22 protein-coding genes and 1 tRNA gene are annotated in these 11,614 nt (G+C 67.1%); 11 read left to right on the plus strand and 12 right to left on the minus strand.

Annotated features, from left to right (window positions below):
* Window positions 1-10 precede the first annotated feature (10 nt).
* A complete protein-coding gene (locus tag ACK8CO_RS19200; protein WP_414897681.1) occupies window positions 11-487 on the minus strand; it encodes a disulfide bond formation protein B in 477 nt (158 codons plus the stop codon).
* Window positions 484-1,062, minus strand: a complete 579-nt coding sequence (locus ACK8CO_RS19205; RefSeq protein ID WP_080616376.1) for a YqaA family protein — start codon at window positions 1,060-1,062, stop codon at window positions 484-486. Before ACK8CO_RS19205 ends, ACK8CO_RS19200 begins: the two co-directional genes overlap by 4 nt.
* A 316-nt stretch (window positions 1,063-1,378) precedes the next feature.
* Here ACK8CO_RS19205 and ACK8CO_RS19210 point away from each other — a divergent pair.
* Both ACK8CO_RS19210 and ACK8CO_RS19215 read left to right on the plus strand, forming a co-directional pair.
* Window positions 1,379-1,462, plus strand: a tRNA-Leu gene (locus tag ACK8CO_RS19210).
* A gap of 137 nt (window positions 1,463-1,599) precedes the next feature.
* Complete coding sequence (locus tag ACK8CO_RS19215; RefSeq protein ID WP_414897682.1) at window positions 1,600-2,571, plus strand: tyrosine-type recombinase/integrase; 972 nt, start codon at window positions 1,600-1,602, stop codon at window positions 2,569-2,571.
* Here ACK8CO_RS19215 and ACK8CO_RS19220 read toward each other — a convergent pair.
* The 9 genes from ACK8CO_RS19220 to ACK8CO_RS19260 form a co-directional block, all read right to left on the minus strand.
* Window positions 2,568-2,795 (minus strand): helix-turn-helix domain-containing protein, encoded by a 228-nt coding sequence (locus tag ACK8CO_RS19220; protein ID WP_414897683.1) that lies wholly within the window; start codon window positions 2,793-2,795, stop codon window positions 2,568-2,570. The two genes, ACK8CO_RS19215 and ACK8CO_RS19220, sit on opposite strands and share 4 nt — an antisense overlap.
* Window positions 2,796-2,956: 161 nt before the next feature.
* Window positions 2,957-3,475 (minus strand): hypothetical protein, encoded by a 519-nt coding sequence (locus ACK8CO_RS19225; RefSeq protein WP_414897684.1) that lies wholly within the window; start codon window positions 3,473-3,475, stop codon window positions 2,957-2,959.
* A complete protein-coding gene (locus ACK8CO_RS19230; RefSeq protein WP_414899050.1) occupies window positions 3,475-4,188 on the minus strand; it encodes a hypothetical protein in 714 nt (237 codons plus the stop codon). Before ACK8CO_RS19230 ends, ACK8CO_RS19225 begins: the two co-directional genes overlap by 1 nt.
* Window positions 4,185-4,445: a hypothetical protein gene (locus ACK8CO_RS19235; protein ID WP_414897685.1), complete on the minus strand. Its 261-nt coding sequence runs from the start codon at window positions 4,443-4,445 to the stop codon at window positions 4,185-4,187. The genes ACK8CO_RS19230 and ACK8CO_RS19235 overlap by 4 nt, the downstream gene beginning before the upstream one ends.
* Window positions 4,442-4,669, minus strand: coding sequence for a hypothetical protein (locus tag ACK8CO_RS19240; RefSeq protein ID WP_414897686.1), 228 nt, complete (start codon window positions 4,667-4,669; stop codon window positions 4,442-4,444). Before ACK8CO_RS19240 ends, ACK8CO_RS19235 begins: the two co-directional genes overlap by 4 nt.
* Window positions 4,669-4,821, minus strand: coding sequence for a hypothetical protein (locus ACK8CO_RS19245; protein ID WP_414897687.1), 153 nt, complete (start codon window positions 4,819-4,821; stop codon window positions 4,669-4,671). The genes ACK8CO_RS19240 and ACK8CO_RS19245 overlap by 1 nt, the downstream gene beginning before the upstream one ends.
* A gap of 57 nt (window positions 4,822-4,878) precedes the next feature.
* The gene (locus ACK8CO_RS19250; RefSeq protein WP_414897688.1) at window positions 4,879-5,136 is read right to left on the minus strand and encodes a hypothetical protein; all 258 of its coding nucleotides are present in this window, start codon (window positions 5,134-5,136) and stop codon (window positions 4,879-4,881) included.
* Between the two features lie 57 nt (window positions 5,137-5,193).
* A complete protein-coding gene (locus ACK8CO_RS19255) occupies window positions 5,194-5,466 on the minus strand; it encodes a hypothetical protein (protein WP_414897689.1) in 273 nt (90 codons plus the stop codon).
* A 240-nt stretch (window positions 5,467-5,706) separates the two neighbouring features.
* Window positions 5,707-6,036, minus strand: coding sequence for a helix-turn-helix domain-containing protein (locus ACK8CO_RS19260; protein ID WP_060833349.1), 330 nt, complete (start codon window positions 6,034-6,036; stop codon window positions 5,707-5,709).
* A gap of 474 nt (window positions 6,037-6,510) precedes the next feature.
* Between ACK8CO_RS19260 and ACK8CO_RS19265 the strand changes: the two genes are divergently transcribed.
* The 9 genes from ACK8CO_RS19265 (at window position 6,511) to ACK8CO_RS19305 (ending at window position 10,948) form a co-directional block, all read left to right on the plus strand.
* On the plus strand, window positions 6,511-6,792 hold the full coding sequence (locus ACK8CO_RS19265) for a hypothetical protein (protein WP_042456636.1): 282 nt from the start codon (window positions 6,511-6,513) through the stop codon (window positions 6,790-6,792).
* A complete protein-coding gene (locus ACK8CO_RS19270) occupies window positions 6,789-6,926 on the plus strand; it encodes a hypothetical protein (protein ID WP_414897690.1) in 138 nt (45 codons plus the stop codon). The genes ACK8CO_RS19265 and ACK8CO_RS19270 overlap by 4 nt, the downstream gene beginning before the upstream one ends.
* A gap of 60 nt (window positions 6,927-6,986) precedes the next feature.
* On the plus strand, window positions 6,987-7,169 hold the full coding sequence (locus ACK8CO_RS19275) for a hypothetical protein (RefSeq protein ID WP_196760181.1): 183 nt from the start codon (window positions 6,987-6,989) through the stop codon (window positions 7,167-7,169).
* Window positions 7,170-7,398: 229 nt separating this feature from the next.
* On the plus strand, window positions 7,399-7,683 hold the full coding sequence (locus ACK8CO_RS19280; protein ID WP_414899051.1) for a DUF2312 domain-containing protein: 285 nt from the start codon (window positions 7,399-7,401) through the stop codon (window positions 7,681-7,683).
* A complete protein-coding gene (locus tag ACK8CO_RS19285; protein WP_414897691.1) occupies window positions 7,683-8,165 on the plus strand; it encodes a hypothetical protein in 483 nt (160 codons plus the stop codon). The genes ACK8CO_RS19280 and ACK8CO_RS19285 overlap by 1 nt, the downstream gene beginning before the upstream one ends.
* On the plus strand, window positions 8,162-8,797 hold the full coding sequence (locus ACK8CO_RS19290) for a hypothetical protein (protein WP_414897692.1): 636 nt from the start codon (window positions 8,162-8,164) through the stop codon (window positions 8,795-8,797). Before ACK8CO_RS19285 ends, ACK8CO_RS19290 begins: the two co-directional genes overlap by 4 nt.
* A gap of 275 nt (window positions 8,798-9,072) precedes the next feature.
* Window positions 9,073-9,645, plus strand: coding sequence for a hypothetical protein (locus ACK8CO_RS19295; protein WP_414897693.1), 573 nt, complete (start codon window positions 9,073-9,075; stop codon window positions 9,643-9,645).
* The gene (locus tag ACK8CO_RS19300; RefSeq protein ID WP_414897694.1) at window positions 9,642-10,289 is read left to right on the plus strand and encodes a hypothetical protein; all 648 of its coding nucleotides are present in this window, start codon (window positions 9,642-9,644) and stop codon (window positions 10,287-10,289) included. Before ACK8CO_RS19295 ends, ACK8CO_RS19300 begins: the two co-directional genes overlap by 4 nt.
* Window positions 10,286-10,948 (plus strand): hypothetical protein, encoded by a 663-nt coding sequence (locus ACK8CO_RS19305; protein WP_414897695.1) that lies wholly within the window; start codon window positions 10,286-10,288, stop codon window positions 10,946-10,948. Before ACK8CO_RS19300 ends, ACK8CO_RS19305 begins: the two co-directional genes overlap by 4 nt.
* Window positions 10,949-11,026: 78 nt before the next feature.
* Here the strand turns inward: ACK8CO_RS19305 and ACK8CO_RS19310 are convergent, their stop codons facing one another.
* Window positions 11,027-11,488 carry a hypothetical protein gene (locus ACK8CO_RS19310; RefSeq protein WP_060834806.1) on the minus strand — a complete coding sequence of 154 codons (462 nt, stop codon included), beginning with the start codon at window positions 11,486-11,488 and terminating at the stop codon, window positions 11,027-11,029.
* Between the last annotated feature and the right edge of the window lie 126 nt (window positions 11,489-11,614).

Raw genomic sequence — 11,614 nt, forward strand, 5'->3', positions numbered from 1 at the left:
AGCGCGGCGGTCAGGTGCGGCCGCGCGCCAGGGCCATCGCCCAGACCACGACCAGGACGGCCGAGAGGAGCACGTTGTAATTGGCCATGGTCAGCCCGAACAGCTCCCAGGCGATCCGGTCGCACAGCACGACGGGCTGGACGAGGCTGGGGTTCAGGATCTGCTCGGGGGTCATCTGAGACAGGCTCGGCCCGCTGCCGGTACAGGAGGACGGCCCGGTCCACCAGTGCCGCTCGACCCCCGAGTGATAGACCCCAAGCCCGGTCGAGACCGCCATCGTCACCATCCCGCTCAGCGCCAGCATGCGCCCGCCGATCGCCACGGCCAGCAGACCGAGGATCGGCGCCACGGCATGCGGCCAGCGTTGCCAGAGGCAGAGCTTGCAAGGCGCAAGCCCGCCCAGATGCTCGAAGCCGAAAGCCGCCAGAAGACTGGCTGCGGAGGCGCCCGCCGCCAGCAGGATCAGTTGGTTGCGCGTTGCCGTCACAGGAACCTCACTGCATAGAAGCCGCCAATCAGCAGCAGAACGAAAAGCGTGAAGAGAAGCCCCAGATACTTCTCGATGAACATGCGTATCGGGGCGCCGAACTTCCACAACAGCGCCGCGACCAGGAAGAACCGGATCCCCCGGGCAATCAGGCTTGCGACCAGGAAGATGCCGAGATTGAGGCCGGTCGAGCCCGACAGGATGGTGATGACCTTGTAGGGAAAGGGTGTGACGCCGGCGATCAGCACCGCCCAGGCGCCATAGTCGTTATAGCGCGCGCGGAACTGCTCGAAATAGGCGTCCTTGCCGTAGAATTCGAGCACCGGGCGGCCGATCTGGTCGAAGAAGGCTCCGCCGATGCCATAACCCGCCAGCCCGCCCAGCACCGAGCCCGCCAGCGCCACGCCGGCAATGGCGAATGCGCGCGAGGGCCGCGCCAGGATCATCGGCACCATCAGCACATCGGGCGGGATCGGGAAGATCGAGCTTTCGATGAAGGCCACGATGAACAACGCCCACATCGCGTTCCGGCTGTCTGCCAGCGACAGCGTCCAGTCGTAAAGGCGTCGGATCATTCTGGCCCCCGGCAAGTCTGGCGCCCAGAAGCCATGCAAGGGAGGCGGCGTCAAGCGGGGCCGGCTGCTGCTGACGGACGATTGACCGTTCCGGATGCGCGCGCTAGAGGATCGGACAGGATCTGGCAAGGAGCCGGATGATCCGCGGCGGAAGGCCCCGGATTTCCTGCCCGGCAAGGCGAATCGTTTTCACGCCGCCGCGCTCTGTCCGATCCGCGCCCGGGGCAGAACCGGGCCCTTCGCGCCGGACCGAGCCCGACGGCGTGATGGTTTTGACAGGGTTCCGCTCCCCGGGAGGACTGGCGGGGCGACAGGTGCGGGTGTGGCGGAATGGTAGACGCGAGGGTCTCAAACACCCTTTCCGCAAGGAGTGTCGGTTCGAGTCCGACCACCCGCACCAAATATGCACGCCGCTGAATTAGGCCTGCGCGAAACTGTGTGAAATCAAAGACTTTTGGCGAATTTCAGGGGCATGCGGTTGCATCCGATGTGCATCGCCGGGCATTGTATTCCCCACAATTCGCGCATGGTGGGGAAATGGCCAGCATCACACGGCATGGAAAGGGCTGGCGCGCGCAGGTCGCGCGTCGCGGCGAGCGGCGATCCAAGGTTTTTGCCTCCAAGCGTGAGGCCCAGGACTGGGCCGCGCGGCAGGAACACCTGATCATGAATGCCAACGTGATCGCAGCAGATCAAGCCTTCGGTAAGCTCCTGGAGCGCTATGCCCGTGAGGTCAGCCCGACCAAGCGGGGAGAGAGGTGGGAAGTGGTCAGGCTAAAGCGCCTTGGCCGCGACGATCTGGCCAAGATCCGCCTGCGCGATCTGACCCCGCAACACATTGCGGACTGGCGCGACCGCCGGTTGCTCGATGTGGCGCCGGTGTCGGTCAACCGCGAATTGTCATTGCTGAGCGCAGTCTGCGAGGTGGCGCGCCGTGAATGGGGGCTGCTGCAATCGAATCCGATCCGGGATGTGCGCCGCCCGCCGGACCCCCAGCCGCGCAACCGCCTGCCAACGGATGACGAGATGAAGCGCCTGGCCTTCGTCGCCGGGCCTGATCTGACCCGGGCCGGGGCGCGTGCCTTTCACGCCTTTCGCTTCGGCTGCGAGACGGCGATGCGCGCGGGTGAAATCTGTGGCCTGACCCGGGAACGGATCGACTTTACGACCCGAGTTGCCCATCTGCCGATGACCAAGAACGGGCACTCCCGCAACGTTCCGCTGACCCGCGCGGCGGTGGATCTGCTGCGGCAGCTGCCACGGATGGATCCGGTATTTGGCATGACGGCCGGCCGGCTCGATGCCAACTGGCGCAAACTGCGGGCTGCGGCGGCTGTCGAGGATCTGCATTTCCACGACAGCCGTGCCGCCGCGCTCACCAAGCTATCGCGAAAGGTGGATGTCATGACGCTGGCCAAGATCAGCGGTCACCGCGACCTGTCGATCCTGCTGAATGTCTATTATCGCGAGGATGCCGCCAGCATTGCGCAGCGGCTGGATGAGGCTTAACCCAGCCTCACCATGCGCGCGCGGCCGGATCCGCGCGCCTCGATCTCTCCGGCGGCGATTTTGCGGCGGATGGTCGAGGCGGTACAGCCCAGACGGGCCGCAGCCTCGTGCACGGTCAGCCATTGCGGCGGCGGCGCGATCTTGGCCTCGATCCTGTCCAGGCGGGCCAGCACTTCGGCCAGCGCGGCGGCATCGACTGCGATCAGTTGCTGAGCGTTACGCATCGGCGACGTTATCCCTCATCTTACCGTCAAGCAGACGACCTGCGTCTCTCTTTCCGATGTGGCGACCGTCGTTTGCCGGGCTGTCCTCACATCCGGCCGAGACGATGTTGCAGTCAGCGAGCCGGTTCCGGGTCCCGTAAACCCATGCAACCTTGCTGATTTCAACCATCAGCCTTTCCTTCCTTCATCGCGCAATCGACCAGCTCGGCGATGGCGTCGCGGAACGCCTTGTCGGCGGGGTTTTCGGTGGGCTTGGGCAGGGCGTCGTCCGCATAGCAGATCCCGCCGCAGGACAGATTGTCGGTCACCCGTGCGCCGCAGGCGGAGCAGATCCGGGGCTCTGCTTGCGGTTGCCCGGCCTCCGGATCGCCCAGCAGAAGCCGCTCCGCGCGGCGCGGGTCATTGGCCAGGCGCAGCCGCCAGCAGAGCTTGACGGCGGCCATCACGCCCGCGCGGTAGCGCAGATCCTCGCCGAGCTCGGCTTCGATCAGTTCGAGCCCCCAGCGCAGCGCGCGCTCGATATCGGGTGCCCAGCTTCCGCCCAGAAGCGAGCTGCGGATCAGGTCGCGGCCGAAGAGCCGGATCATGTCCTTGCCGTCCCGGCGGATCGTCAGCCGGGCCTCGGCCGGGGTCGCTTCGGCCTCGAAGCAGCCGAAGCTGCGGGTGAAGATCTCGGCCATCAGGCGGCCTCCTTTCCTGCTTGCCCGCCCCATTGCTCGGCCGCAGCGGCGGCGAGACCTTCGAAGGTGCGGGATCTGATCTTCCATCTGTCGGGTCCGGGCGGGGCCCGGTGGACCGCGCTCCAGCGCTTGTGCGCCTCGGTGCCGGGCGCGGGCGGGGTCAGCCGGTTGGTGGCGCTCAGCGGCGCGAGCCCGCGCAGGTAAAGCCCCGTGGCCTTGAAGACCGGCTCGCCGAACCACCAAGGCTGCACGATCTGGGGTTTGGGCAGATCGGCCGGCAGCCGCGCGCGGCCGTGGCGGTGCATCACCGGGTTCTCGACCGCGACACGCGGGATCGGGGCGCGCCAGCAGGCCGAGAACAGCGCGGCGCCCTCGTCGAGCAGCCGCCACATGATCGCGCGGCGGGCCTCTTCGGACAGGTCCGGCCAGGCTGCGCGCTCGTCGGGGCGTGCCTCGGCCGGGGCGTTGGTCGGCGGCACATGCAGCCAGCGCACGCCCGAATTGCAGAGCCGGGTGCAGGGCGGATGCATGACGGCCAGCAGATCCCAACCCAGATCCAGCACCTCGCGGATATCGCAGATCATGTGCCGGTTGCTGGCGTCCTCGGCGGGCAGCAGGTCGCAGGACCAGACATCATGCCCGCGCGCGGCGAAGGCCCGGCGCATCACGCCCGAGGTCTCGCAGCCGATCAGGATCCGGAGGGAGTGCATCAGTCGAAGGGACAGAGGCGGGTGGCCGCCTCCATCCAGTTTTGAGCGGCCTCGGCCTCGTCGCGGCCGGTGGCGGTCAGCCCGAAGAGCTGGATCTCGTAGAAGGCCACCCGGCCGGGCAGCGTCGGGATCTCGATCCCGTGGCGGCGGAGCGCGCCGCGGATGGCGGCAAGGCGTGTCTCGGGGGTGGCGCCCCGCCATTCGGCGACGAAGGCGGCCAGCGCGTCGGGCGGCGGGGCGATGGCGTCCATGATGCTCATGCGGCACCGCCTGCCCGGGCCTGTTCGGCCAGGGCGCCGAGGGTGACGGCCCGGCCCTGCAGCCGCTCGGCCCGGGCGAAGGCGGCGCGGGCGAGCAACGGCTTGCCGTCCCGCGCGCTCGATTTGGCGGCGACGCGGGCGGTCTGGGCCTCGATGCGGGCGGCGGTCGCCTCGGCCGCGAGGCGGTCGGCGATCTGCGAGGCAATGGTGAGGATCGCGGCCATCAGAGGCTGGCCTCCGCGATCCGGGCCAGCATGAGCCCGCCCCAAGCCGAGCCGACGAAGGCAAGGCCGATGAACAGGCCGAGCAGCGCATCGCGCCAGGTGCCGAAGCCGTAAGTTGCAGGAAGGTCAGGGATTTTGAGCATGCGGGGCATGGTGTCCTCCGGGTCTGGGCATGGGATGCCCGCCCGCGCGGGGCGGGGCACCGATGCTCAGGCGGTGATGTGGCGGCAAGCGCGCATCACAGCGTCCTCGGCGTGGGTGTTGGCAAGCGAGAGGTCGCGAGAGCCGAAGCGGTCGCCCTGCGGATCGGTCCCGCCGATCTCATGCAGCTTGGCGATGAACGCCGCGCCCATATCCTTGATGTCCTGCATCTGGGATTTCTCGGCGTCGGTCAGGGCGCGGTACTTGTGACGCACAGCATTGTTGGTCGTGCGGCTGTCGCTGGTGCTGTCGATCTGCTCGGGCATCATGTCCTCCTTTTCTGAGCATGGGATGGGGGCTGACATGCAGCCCCGCACCGATGCTCAGGGCTCGGAGCTTTCGCCGCCTTCGCCTTCGCTGCCCTCGCTCGGGTCGGAGGCGGCGCGGTCGCGGTCATTGCTGGTGGGGGCGACGTAATAGATGCAGCCCGGCGCGTGAGAGCGCTGGAAGGCATTGGTGCCCGGGATCGGTGCGAAACAGCCCTGGCTGTCGGCCGAGGGCTGGCGGATCGCCCGCAGATCCTCGGTGGTCTCGGTCGCGGCGAGCGCAGGTGCCGCCAGCAAGGCCAGTGCGCTGACGGTTAGGATGGTCTTCATGGATCTCCCCTTTCACAGTTGCGGTGAGGGGATAATCAATAGGATGTTTCCTATTGTCAACGGCTGAACAAGGAAAAATCCTATTTCCACCCGACTGGGCGCATGCGATGCAGCGCCCCGGACGCGCTTAGCATACGGGTAGGGTTATGATTTCAGACGCAGAAATGAGGATTGTTCTGAGCCAGCTGACACGGCTGCAGAAGCTCGTGGTTCTGCATGAGGTTCGAAAGGCGCTACTGACTACACATCAACAGAAAAAGCGCGAACGACAGCAAGAATCCTCGATCTCTCGGAGGTCGGCAGACACCTGATTGCCTCCATGATTTCGTTGTCGAGGTCATGATCTTCTGGCTCGGAGAAGAGAGAGCTGAAGGGAACTTCCAGTCCTTGGGTCGCAATCTTGTAAAGCGTGTCCAGGCGGGGGTTCCTGCTCTTGCCCTTGAGGATGTCGTAAACGGCCGTTGGGTTCAAACCCGCTTTGCGAGCTACCTCAGCGGCATTGGTGCCGCGCTTGGCCATGGCGGCCTCAATGTTGCTTGCTACAAGCATCGTGATCGCTTCGCGCTCCATACGCTAGGGAATATCCTATCGTGGCCCGATGCCGCCAATAGGAAGAATCCTCATTGGAGGACTTGCGTAGTGTTAGGAAACTTCCTAATCTCACTGCCATGCCCCACGAACCCAAAATCCCCCACAAAGATCTGGTCGCCGAGATTGACGCCTTCTGCGAGGCCGCCGGAATGTCCAGGTCGCGATTTGGTGCCGCCGCAGTGCGCGATCCACGGTTTGTCTTCGATTTGGAAGACGGACGGGAGTGCCGCAGCAAGACGCTCAACGCTGTTCGCAACTTCATGCGCACGCATCCCACGCCCACGGGGGGCGCCGTCTGATGCCGCGTTCACTACGTTCTGGCGGTCACGCGCCGCCCCGCTTCTGCTTCGATCACTCATTTTCCGTTCCGGAGGAACCTTCATGCTGACCGCGTCCGCCCCTCCGATTTCAAACCCAAACCCTTTCGCACGGATCAACCATACGGGGGCCGCCATGCAAAAGTCCTTCCAGAAGTTCCGCGACCCGCAGGAGCGGGAGCGGAAATGGTTCGCCTCGCTGCTTTGGCGGTCATTCCCCGAGGCGACCAGCGAGGCTCAGCTCGCCGATCTCGTGGCCGAGGCGCTGAACACGGCGCATCGGCCGGTGAACCCGCGCACGGTGCGGAACTGGCTGCGCTCCGAGAACGCGCCGGGGCTGCATTACGTCGTCGCGGTGCTGGCGCTTGCGGGCGCCGAGACCGTCTTCGAACTCTTCGACCCGGAGCAAACGGCATGACACTGGCAACTCGGATCTACTGGCGTATCGCCGGACGCTTCAACCAGCTGCGCGCGGGCCGGGCCCGCGCTGCAGCCCGCGTCTTCGAGGCGCGGGCCGAAAAGTTTTTGGCGCGTTTCAAGGGGCGCGCGTGATGACGACGCGGAGCGACATCGCGGCCGTCCCCCAGGCATCAGGAGCAGAACATGGGACTTATGGAAATGCTGGCCCTCATCCTCTGCATTCAGGTCTCGTTCGGCCTGATCTTTCTGGGCGCCCTCATCTGGGGCATGCGGCACATGGCCGAGACCAGACGCCGCCTGGAAGCGGAGGCGGCGGATTTCGACAGGCAATTCGACAGGGCATATACACGCATTCGCAGGACGCAGCTCCAGTAACGCCCCGCCGCAACTGCTTGCGCCATAGCCTTCGTCCCGCCTACGCAGCCCGGCCGGACGCCGGACACCTCCCTGACGACGGGCCGGGCGGCCCGTCCTTCCCCCTCGGGCTGTCCGGCCCCTTCGGGGAGGATTCAGCATGACCGCGCCGCAGGATGCCACGGTGACCCTGACCGGCCCGAACGGGGCGACGACCGGCCCGATCCCGCTCGACGCCTTCACCGCCGGGATGCGGGCGCCGATGAAGGAGACCGCGGCGGACGAAGCGGTGCGGGAGAAGACCTACCGGGTGGCGGCCGACGAGTTGCGCGGCTTCATCGAGCGCTTCGAGACCCTGGCCGAAGAGAAGGCCGCCCTCGGCGATCAGCAGAAGGTGGTGATGGCCGAGGCCAAGGCCCGCGGTTACGACACCAAGGCGCTGCGTCGGCTCATCGCGCTGCGCAAGCGCCATGCCGATGACATCGCCGAGGAAGAGGCGGTGCTGCAGCTCTATCGCGAGGCCCTGGGGATGTGATGGCCGCGCGGATTCACACCGACCTGACGATCCGCGGCACGACCTATCCGGATGCGGCCAGCGCCGCCCGGGCGCTGGGGGTGACCCCCGAGGCGATCCGCTCGGCCGCGCGCAAGGGGCGGCTCGATCTGGTGGGGACGGGCCGCAAGGGGCTTGCGCCGATGCCGGTGCGGATCCGGGGCGAGGTCTTTACTGACGCCCATGCCGCCGCCGCCCGCTTCGGGGTGACGCCGCAAGCGGTCTGGCGGGCGATCTGCGATGGCGATCCCGACCGGATCGGCCGGTCGCAGCGCCGCCCCGGGCGCGCCCCGAAACCCTTCGAGATCGGGGGCCTGCGCTTCGCCTCGCAACGCAAGGCCAGCCGGGCGCTGGGGTTCTCGGAGGATTATCTCTCCCATGCCCTGACCCGGGGCGGCCGCGCCGCCCGGGAACGCATTCTGGCCGCAGCCATGGCGCTGGCGGCGAAAGGGGTAACGCCATGACACTTGCCGCCTCCCGTCTTCGTCCGGTCGATGCCGCCGAGCTGCCCGATTATCCGCTCGGCCCCGAGGACGACCTGAACGGCCATTACTTCATGACCTGGTATCACCGCGAATGGCTCAACAGCGAGATGCGGCTGAAGGGCACCGAGGAATGCCGGGCGCTGTATTTCGACCTGATCTGCCTGTCGCAGGACCAGAAGCCGGTCGGCACGCTGCCCGACGATCCCGAGCAGCTGGCCAAGCTGCTGGCGGTCGATGTGGCGCGGCTGCGGCGGCTGAGCGAGATGGAATACGGGCCGCTTCACCACTGGCAGCCCTGCCGCTGCGGCGACCAGATCCGGCTGATGCACGGCCGGGTCACCGCCATGGTCCTCGAGGCGCTGTCGCGCAAGCATGACAACCGGGCGCGCAACGAGGCGGCGAACGCGGCCAAGCGGCGCCAGCGGCTGCGCTCGGCCGTGGCCGGGCTCCATCCCGAGCTGGCGCAGAACGACGCCGCCATCCTCTGGATGGATGACTGGCTGGTCGAGCAGGGCTGCGGCTATCGCGGCTCGGCCTGGGTCGAGCGGGCGCTCGCCGCCTGGTCCAGCCACATGTTCGACGTTAACCGGGCCGCACGCGCGCGCGAGTAACTTCCAGACTGTCCGCAACTGTCCCGAGGACAGTTCAGGGACAGTCTCGGACAGTCTCAGACTGTCCTGCACGACAGGGACATAGACAGAGAAAAGGACAGGAACATGGACGGTTCGCGTCGGTCTGACAGGGCAGGACCTGTGGATAACCCCGAAAGGGCAGAGAAAGGGGCGGGACTGTCCCGAACTGTCCGCAACTGTCCCGCAAATGTCCGCCGGACAGTGTCGGGACAGTCCTGAGGCGGTCGGGCAAGGCAGAGAGAAAGGAGGCGGAGATGGACGCGAAGGATCAGGCCGAGGGCGAGAAGCGGGTGCGGGCGCTGCTGGTCGAGCCCCTGCTGCGGCGGGGGCTGGTGAAGCCGGGCGCGATGACCAAGGCGCAGTTCGAGGAGATGCTGGCGGATCTGGCCAAGCGGCTGGCCTATATGAGCGCGCCGAACCTGGCCGCGCTCGAGGAGATGGCGGCGGCCCAGCCCGGCGGGCGCGACCGCGACCGCTTCCCCATCGCCAATGCGATCCTGAAGGCAGCGGCGCAGATCCAGCCGCCGGCCGACGATGCCTCGCCGCTGATCCGGGCGGTCTTCGCGCATGCGGTGGGGCGGCAGGCGCTGGCCGAGGGCTGGGCGCCCGAGCTTCTGGACGATCTGCGCCGCACCCGGCGCTGGCCGGGCAGCTATGCGCTGGGGCAGATCCGCCAGGCCGCGGGCGAGGCGCTGCGCCGCCACGCGCATCTGGCGGGCGCGGATCCCGCTCACCTCTCCCCGGCCGAGGCGGGCTGGCTGCGCGAGCGCGATGCGCGCCTCGCCCGCTGCCGCAGCATCGCCGATCTCGCGGGGGCCTCGGCATGAGCATCCGGGCGATCAAGGGCAAAGGCGTGAACCGGGCGCGGGTGGTCTGCGATGGCTGCGGCCGCGAGGAGGTCGTGACCTGCAACTACCTGCATCGACCCGGCAGGGTCTGGGTGCCGGACGCGGGGCAGATAAACCGGAAGATGACCGGGCAAGGCTGGGCCGAGGTGAAGGGCAAGCTCCACTGCCCGGCCTGCGAAGCGAAACGAAAGGCGACAGGCATGGCAAAGACGACGACGGCACCGGCTTCGAACCCGGATGGGGCGTTGCGGCAACCGACCCGGGCACAGAAGCGCGAGATCATGGATCTGCTGGAAGGGGTCTATGACACCACGGCGGAACGCTACCGGCAGGGCGACACCGACGCGACGGTGGCCGAGGTGCTGGGGGTGATGCCGGGCTGGGTGGCCGAGATCCGGGATGCGTTCTTCGGTCCCGATGGCGGCAACGAAGACATCGCGGGAGCGCTCGGCCGGATGGAGGCGCTGGAACGCGACATGCGGGCGGTTGCCGAAGAGGCAGCACGGCAGCGGGCGGCGGCCGAGAAGAAGCTGGCCGAGCTGTCGGTTCTGAAAGTCGAGCTCGACCGGATCCGGGGTGCGGTGGGTCCGCGGGTGCTGCGCAAGGCCGGGGTTGCGGCATGACGGCGGCGGCCCGGGTGAGGGTGCCGCCCGCGCCGCGCAGTCGCCGGGCGATGCCGGTGCGCGCGGCCCTGGAATGGGCCTTCGGTACCGAATGCGCCCGGCTCGATCACGACGAGATCGAAGCGGTCGGCGGCACCGGCTGGCGCCCCTTCGGCATGGAATACGTGGCCCTCGAACGCGCCCGGCTGGGCACGCGCGTCGACACGAGCCGCGGCCGGCCCCGCCCGCATGACGATGCCGAACTGATCGCAACCGTGGTCCGGAACGTGCTGCCCTGGTACGCGGCGACGCTGGTCGCCGATCTCGCCCGCGCGGGCCGCACCCCTGACTGGATGCCCGATGCCCGCCCGCGGCTGAAACCGGAGGACTGGACTGTGAACCGTTGGGGCCGCCACCCGAAGACGGCGGATGCGGCGACGCTCGGGGTTGAGGGCTGGCAGCCGATCCCGCGCCGGAACAGGAAGGGCGCGCTGGTCAACGACGCGGTGCGGTTCACACCCTGCCGGTGGGACCCGACGCCCGCGCAGATCGCCGCGGCGCGCCGGGCCTGGCTCGATTGGTGGGGCTATCTGCTGGCGGTGCAGGCGGCGCTGAAGGGCGCCGACCTGTCTCGGATTCGCGTCACCGGGGACATGCCGCCTATGCGGCCTTGGGGGTGAGGGCCTGTATACCTGCCGACGATGACTCTTTTGGTTCAACTCGGCAGGCTGTGACGCGACCCCGGTCCTCGGTGTCAGTTACTTGCGTTCGACAATAACTACTTCGCGGCGCCCCCCGAGGGACAGGATCAAGCCAATCAGAAGAAAGATTGCCCCCATTATAAGGCCGATGAAGGCCGCCATCCCCGTCATGGCAACACCAGCAAGGCCTGCGCCAATTGCCGAGGCCGCATCGACTTCTTCGCCACTCGTGGACGCCATGGTATCCGATGCGACGCGTCCGGACAGAAGGAAGGTGGAAATAGGAAGGGCAAATGTCGATGCGCCCAACAGCAAGAACCCCCGGCCGAAGGCGCGACGTATGGTCGGTGCGAATACGCCCAGAAGGGCGCAAAGTGCGACCACCCCCAGCATCACAAAGTTTGTGCTGTCTCCGTCTTCCGAAGAGAACGCAGCAAGCGCCGGAGACAACGCAAGAACAGATGCGATCCCGAATACAGCACCGATGATGAGGCGGAAAAATGCGCTGATGAATTTCATGGGTTTTGTCCTCTGCTTACTGTCATGACTATAGCACAGCTTGTGTTGATCACATTTGCGCTCACCTGCGTCACCGGCGAATTGCCACGGTTGTACTCGGCGTCCTGCTCAGTCTCCCGGAAACTT

Source organism: Rhodovulum sp. HP10 (assembly GCF_047553435.1).
Classification (GTDB): Bacteria; Pseudomonadota; Alphaproteobacteria; order Rhodobacterales; family Rhodobacteraceae; genus Rhodovulum.

Coding starts and splice junctions, on each gene's coding strand:
- ACK8CO_RS19310 (WP_060834806.1), bottom strand. CDS start 11,488: ATGAAATTCATCAGCGCATTTTTCCGCCTCATCATCGGTGCTGTATTC.
- ACK8CO_RS19245 (WP_414897687.1), bottom strand. CDS start 4,821: ATGCCCCGCATGCTCAAAATCCCTGACCTTCCTGCAACTTACGGCTTC.
- ACK8CO_RS19295 (WP_414897693.1), top strand. CDS start 9,073: ATGGACGCGAAGGATCAGGCCGAGGGCGAGAAGCGGGTGCGGGCGCTG.
- ACK8CO_RS19280 (WP_414899051.1), top strand. CDS start 7,399: ATGCGGGCGCCGATGAAGGAGACCGCGGCGGACGAAGCGGTGCGGGAG.
- ACK8CO_RS19275 (WP_196760181.1), top strand. CDS start 6,987: ATGGAAATGCTGGCCCTCATCCTCTGCATTCAGGTCTCGTTCGGCCTG.
- ACK8CO_RS19240 (WP_414897686.1), bottom strand. CDS start 4,669: ATGGCCGCGATCCTCACCATTGCCTCGCAGATCGCCGACCGCCTCGCG.
- ACK8CO_RS19290 (WP_414897692.1), top strand. CDS start 8,162: ATGACACTTGCCGCCTCCCGTCTTCGTCCGGTCGATGCCGCCGAGCTG.
- ACK8CO_RS19260 (WP_060833349.1), bottom strand. CDS start 6,036: ATGGAGCGCGAAGCGATCACGATGCTTGTAGCAAGCAACATTGAGGCC.
- ACK8CO_RS19285 (WP_414897691.1), top strand. CDS start 7,683: ATGGCCGCGCGGATTCACACCGACCTGACGATCCGCGGCACGACCTAT.
- ACK8CO_RS19300 (WP_414897694.1), top strand. CDS start 9,642: ATGAGCATCCGGGCGATCAAGGGCAAAGGCGTGAACCGGGCGCGGGTG.
- ACK8CO_RS19220 (WP_414897683.1), bottom strand. CDS start 2,795: ATGCGTAACGCTCAGCAACTGATCGCAGTCGATGCCGCCGCGCTGGCC.
- ACK8CO_RS19255 (WP_414897689.1), bottom strand. CDS start 5,466: ATGAAGACCATCCTAACCGTCAGCGCACTGGCCTTGCTGGCGGCACCT.
- ACK8CO_RS19265 (WP_042456636.1), top strand. CDS start 6,511: ATGCAAAAGTCCTTCCAGAAGTTCCGCGACCCGCAGGAGCGGGAGCGG.
- ACK8CO_RS19205 (WP_080616376.1), bottom strand. CDS start 1,062: ATGATCCGACGCCTTTACGACTGGACGCTGTCGCTGGCAGACAGCCGG.
- ACK8CO_RS19270 (WP_414897690.1), top strand. CDS start 6,789: ATGACACTGGCAACTCGGATCTACTGGCGTATCGCCGGACGCTTCAAC.
- ACK8CO_RS19305 (WP_414897695.1), top strand. CDS start 10,286: ATGACGGCGGCGGCCCGGGTGAGGGTGCCGCCCGCGCCGCGCAGTCGC.
- ACK8CO_RS19225 (WP_414897684.1), bottom strand. CDS start 3,475: ATGGCCGAGATCTTCACCCGCAGCTTCGGCTGCTTCGAGGCCGAAGCG.
- ACK8CO_RS19235 (WP_414897685.1), bottom strand. CDS start 4,445: ATGAGCATCATGGACGCCATCGCCCCGCCGCCCGACGCGCTGGCCGCC.
- ACK8CO_RS19215 (WP_414897682.1), top strand. CDS start 1,600: ATGGCCAGCATCACACGGCATGGAAAGGGCTGGCGCGCGCAGGTCGCG.
- ACK8CO_RS19250 (WP_414897688.1), bottom strand. CDS start 5,136: ATGCCCGAGCAGATCGACAGCACCAGCGACAGCCGCACGACCAACAAT.